Raw genomic sequence first — 4,190 nt, 5'->3', positions numbered from 1 at the left:
CATGTGGGCCGGCGTCAGGGCCCTTCACATATTGGACGCTGACGACTACGGGGCCCTGATGGAGGCGCTGCCTGCCGAGCTTCAGGGGATTGCGTCTCGGCTGTGGAGGGGGCTCGGGCTCCCCGTGCCTAACGGGTACCTGGATGACGCCAAGACCTAACGTGACTTGGCTGCCAGGCTTCCCCCGAGTGATGGGCTCCCCGCTAACTTTCAGAGGGGGCGGAGGCCTCGCGTGGGAAAGGTTTTATTTTTGATATGTAGCAACAGCGCAGGGTAAGCGGCTTGCCCTTCGAGTTCGAGAGGCTTGACATCCCAGACGTGGTTCTCGTGAAGCCAAAGGTCTTCAGGGACCGGAGGGGCTACTTCATGGAGACCTTCGCGGCGAGGGCTTTTGAGCAGGCCGGGGTCAAGTTCAGCGTTGTCCAGGAGAACCAGTCGTACTCAAGGAGGGGCGTGATCAGGGGGCTTCACTACCAGAGGGGGCAGTGGGCCCAGGCTAAGATAGTGAGGGCAGTCAAGGGCGAGATATACGACGTGGCCGTCGACATAAGGCCCTGGTCGCCCACCTTCGGGAGGCACGTGGCGGTGAGGCTGTCAGAGGACAACGGCTACGCCCTCTACATACCGAGGGGCTTCGCCCACGGCTTCCAGGTGCTCAGCGAGGACGCGGTGGTGGTCTACCTTGTTGATAACGACTACGCCCCGCAGGCCGAGGGAGGCATAAGGTGGGACGACCCGGACTTAGCCATCAGCTGGTCCATAAGCGGCCCTGTGCTCTCGGAGAAGGACTCCAGGTGGCCCACGCTGAGGGAGGCCCTGCGGGCGGGACTCATACCGTGAGGTGATAACATGGGGGAGAGGTACCTGGTGCTGGGAACCGGCCAGCTGGGCCACGAGCTGATAGGGCTGCTCATGGGCGAGAGGGAGAAGGGGAAGGAGGTGGTTTACACCTACCACAGCTCGGACCCCTTCGGCTTCGGCCAACAGCTTGACGTGATGAACTTCGAGCTGCTCGAGGACCTCATAATAAAGGCCTCCCCGGACGTCATAGTAAACGCAGTGGCCATGACAAACGTTGACGCTTGCGAGAGCGACAGGGCGAGGGCGCTGAAGGTGAACGCCGAGGCGGTGAGGCACGTGGCCAGGGCGGCGAGGGTGGCCGGCTCCTACCTGGTTCACGTGAGCACCGACTACGTCTTTGACGGGACCAAGGGGCTCTACAGGGAGGACGAGGAGCCGAACCCGGTAAACTACTACGGGCTCACGAAGCTCCTGGGGGAGGCCTACGCCCTCTCCTATGATGACTCCCTGGTGGTCAGGACCTCGGGGGTCTTCAGGGACAGGGGCTTCCCCTCCTTCGTGGTCAGGCAGCTCAGGCAGGGCAGTGAAGGCCTACGCGGGCTTCTACAGCCCAATATCTGCAAGGAAGCTGGCCGAGGCGATACTTGCGCTCGCCGACCTCAGGAGGATCGGGATCATAAACGTGGCCGGCGAGAGGGTCTCGAGGTACCAGCTCGCCGTCGAGGTCGCAAAGGCCTTCGGCCTCGACCCCTCCCTGGACATCTCGAGGGCCAGGGCCCTGCTAAACTTCGACTTCTACAGCCTGGGGGAGAGCATGAAGCACGTGGTGGTGTGATATGGAGGCTGTGGTTCTCCACGGCGGCCAGGGGACCAGGCTCAGGCCGCTGACCCACACGGGCCCGAAGCAGCTCATAAAGGTGGCTGGCAAGCCCGTCTCCCAGTGGGTCCTAGAGCAGGTGAGGGACGCGGGCATAAGGGACGTTATAGTTGTGCTGGGGGACAACAACCCCCAGAGGGTGGTTGAATATTACGGCGACGGCTCCTGGCTCGGCCTCAGGATAAGGTACCTCTACCAGGGGAGGGCGAGGGGGCTGGCGGACGCCGTCTACAGGGTTAAGAACCTGGTGGGCGACAGGTTCATAGTATACCTGGGCGACAACGTGGTTCCCTATGACCTTAAGAGGCTTGTCGACTTCAGGGGGTCAGCCTCAATACTGCTGGCCAGGGTGCCCAACCCGCAGAGGTTCGGCGTCGCGGTGCTCAAGGACAACAGGGTCGTCAGGGTGGTGGAGAAGCCGAGGGAGCCCATAAACGACCTCGCCCTGGTGGGGGTCTATGGCTTCACAAGGGAGGTCTTCGATGTCATAGAGGGGCTGGGGCCCAGCTGGAGGGGCGAGCTTGAGATAACCGACGCAATACAGGGACTCATAGACAGGGGCAGGGAGGTTACATATGACATTGTTGACGGCTGGTGGAAGGACACGGGGACGCCCGAGGACATACTTGAGGCCAACATGGTGCTACTGGACAGGCACGCGGCCAGGTCAATAAGGGGGGCCGTCTCGAGCTCCAGGATAGACGGCAGGGTCATAGTTGAGGACGGCGCCCAGGTGGTTAACAGCAGGGTAATAGGGCCGGCCTTCATAGGCAGGGGGTCGGTGGTCAGGGACTCCTACCTGGGGCCCTACACCATGGTTGGTGACTCCTGCACCGTCGAGGACTCGGAGGTCGAGAACTCGGTCATACTTGACGGGGCAAGCGTAGTGGGAGTGTCGCTGAGGGACTCAATAATAGGCCAGGGGTCCAGGGTGGTCAGGGGCGACGGGAAGCCTAAGGCCATGAGGTTAATAGTCGGCGAGAGCTCCGTGCTTGAGGTGTGAGGGTTGACTGAGACCGTCAGGGTAGCCGTGCTCGGGGGCGCCGGCTTCATCGGCTCCGCTGTAGTGAGGGAGCTCAACAGGAGGGGGATGAGGCCCCTCATGTTTGACCTGCTCACATACGCGGGGAGGCCTGAGAACCTCCAGGGGACTGACCACGATTTCGTCAGGGGCGACATAAGGGGGCCGGAGCTTCACGAGGCCCTCTCCAGGTTCAGGCCCGAGGTCATAATTAACCTGGCGGCCGAGACCCACGTGGACCGCTCCATATACTCGCCGCAGGACTTCGTGACGACCAACGTAATCGGGACCGTCAACGTGCTCGAGGCCGCCAGGAGGCTGGGGGCGAGGCTGCTACACGTGTCAACAGACGAGGTCTTCGGTGATGCCTCTGTGCACGGCTGCGCAGACGAGAGCTCGCCGCTCAGGCCCTCGTCGCCCTACAGCGCCTCAAAGGCCTCCGCGGAGCACTTCGTCTTCGCCTACGTCAGGACGTACGGTCTTGAAGCGCTTGTGGCGAGGCCTTCAAATAACTACGGGCCGAGGCAGCACCCGGAGAAGCTCATACCCAAGGCGATAATAAGGACGCTCCTCGGCCTTGAAATGCCCGTTTACGGCTCTGGGCTGCAGAGGAGGGACTGGATCTACGTCGAGGACACGGCGAGGCTGCTGGTAGACCTTGCCTTAAAGGGGGAGGCCGGGAGGGGCTACAACCTGCCCGGGGGGCACGTGGCGACAAACCTGGAGGTGCTAGGGCTCATAGGGAGGCACCTCGGAAGGGAGGTAAAGGTCAAGCACGTCGAGGACAGGCCAGGCCACGACGTTGAGTACTGCATGAGGCCGAGCCTCAGCTATGAGACCACGCCGCTCGAGGATGGCATCAGGAGAACAGTCGACTGGTACCTTGAGAACCAGGGCTGGTGGAGGCCTCTGCTGGAAGATAAGTTCTTCGCGAATGAGGTTCCGTGGAGGGCGGCAGCTGGGAAACGCTTGTGAGCGATGAGCGTGCCAGAGACGCCGTTCTTAAACGTTTATATATTTCTTGCACCTAACTTAAAATGAAAAGGGAACTTAATGGGCTCCAATACGCCAACCATTTCAGTCATAGTAACTGCTTACAACAGGAGACAGTACCTGCCATTCGCGCTCAGAAGCCTTGAAAGGCAGACGCTCCCCAGGGATAAGTTTGAGGTCATAGTTGTCAAGAACTTCGAGGACCCCACCAGCGACAGCATAATTCGCAGGAACGGCTGGAAGTTCGTCTACAGCGACGAGTCCCACCAGGGCAGGTTCCTCTTGGCAGGCCTGGAGGAGGCCAGGGGAGACGTAGTGACGTTCCTAGATGACGATGACATGTACAGGGAGGACAGGCTCGAGAAGGTCTACACTACTTTTAAATCTGATCCTGTCGTTGTTTATTTCTACAACTCACAAAAGTCTATTGATGAACGAGGGAACATCCTATATAATCAACAGGAACCCTCTGCTGCAGAAAAGCTTTATTTCGTAAAG

The 4,190-nt window shown here is 60.4% G+C and carries 4 protein-coding genes and 1 pseudogene; all 5 read left to right on the top strand.

The genetic code is table 11. The features are described 5' to 3' along the window. The first annotated feature begins 282 nt into the window (after positions 1 to 282). The gene (gene rfbC / locus ACP5H1_RS08025; protein ID WP_427973886.1) at positions 283 to 840 is read left to right on the top strand and encodes a dTDP-4-dehydrorhamnose 3,5-epimerase; all 558 of its coding nucleotides are present in this window, start codon (positions 283 to 285) and stop codon (positions 838 to 840) included. A gap of 9 nt (positions 841 to 849) precedes the next feature. Next, positions 850 to 1,636, top strand: a pseudogene (locus ACP5H1_RS08020) (SDR family oxidoreductase). Position 1,637: 1 nt separating this feature from the next. Continuing rightward, entirely contained in the window at positions 1,638 to 2,681 is a 1,044-nt protein-coding gene (locus tag ACP5H1_RS08015) for a glucose-1-phosphate thymidylyltransferase (RefSeq protein ID WP_427973884.1), read from the top strand. Between the two features lie 3 nt (positions 2,682 to 2,684). Continuing rightward, a complete protein-coding gene (locus tag ACP5H1_RS08010; RefSeq protein WP_427973881.1) occupies positions 2,685 to 3,674 on the top strand; it encodes a dTDP-glucose 4,6-dehydratase in 990 nt (329 codons plus the stop codon). Positions 3,675 to 3,752: 78 nt separating this feature from the next. Next, positions 3,753 to 4,190: glycosyltransferase family 2 protein (locus ACP5H1_RS08005; protein WP_427973879.1), on the top strand; the 438-nt coding region annotated here is incomplete at its 3' end.

The organism is Acidilobus sp. (assembly GCF_049973875.1).
In the GTDB taxonomy this organism is placed as follows: Archaea; Thermoproteota; Thermoprotei_A; order Sulfolobales; family Acidilobaceae; genus Acidilobus.
Note: the sequence above shows the minus strand (reverse complement) of the source record. Positions and strands in the feature narration are given on the sequence as shown.

Coding starts and splice junctions, on each gene's coding strand:
- ACP5H1_RS08015 (WP_427973884.1), top strand. CDS start 1,638: ATGGAGGCTGTGGTTCTCCACGGCGGCCAGGGGACCAGGCTCAGGCCG.